The sequence below is a fragment of the Lelliottia sp. GFLA7 genome (assembly GCF_056490165.1).
The window spans coordinates 1-477 of record NZ_JBWLAQ010000044.1; the positions used below are offsets into that span (position 1 = coordinate 1).

At 58.5% G+C, this 477-nt stretch carries 1 protein-coding gene; it reads left to right on the forward strand.

Annotated elements, in window-relative coordinates; genetic code table 11:
* Positions 1-197 (forward strand): hypothetical protein (locus tag AC07RN_RS21050; RefSeq protein WP_478337228.1); only part of this gene is annotated, 197 nt, incomplete at its 5' end.
* Positions 198-477 lie beyond the last annotated feature (280 nt).

The following is a 477-nucleotide window of genomic DNA, read 5'->3' on the forward strand; positions in this document are numbered from 1 at the left end:
GGCTGGTAGTTCGCCTGGATCCGCAGCGGGCTCGCTACCGCGAGCAGGGCTTCTCTGCGAACGCGTTGCAGCAATCCCTGCAGATTGTGTTCCCACCCCGCTCCGGGCCGCAATCGGACGATGTCTCCGGTCTCTCTGCGGACGCTGTGGTGTTTGGCTATCGCGTGATCGAGCAGGCGGCGCGACTCCGTGAGTAGCCAACCCACATCCATATCACTCGGATTTGGGTTGTTCATTCCAATTTCGAAGTGTTGCTTATCCTCTGGACGCATAGCTATCCAACCCCCACCCTTCTCCGCCCACCCGCACCTAGATTCACCAGCACCCGGCGAGCTGTCAATTGAAGTGATGCACATCACTGATGTGGCTGCCCGTCATGGCAAGTTGCTGACACGCGGGTCGGCAGCTTCCTGCTGCACGAAGTTATTGCGGGGTAGACCGTGTTCCATTCTGGCAAGGCACAGACTTTCCGAATAT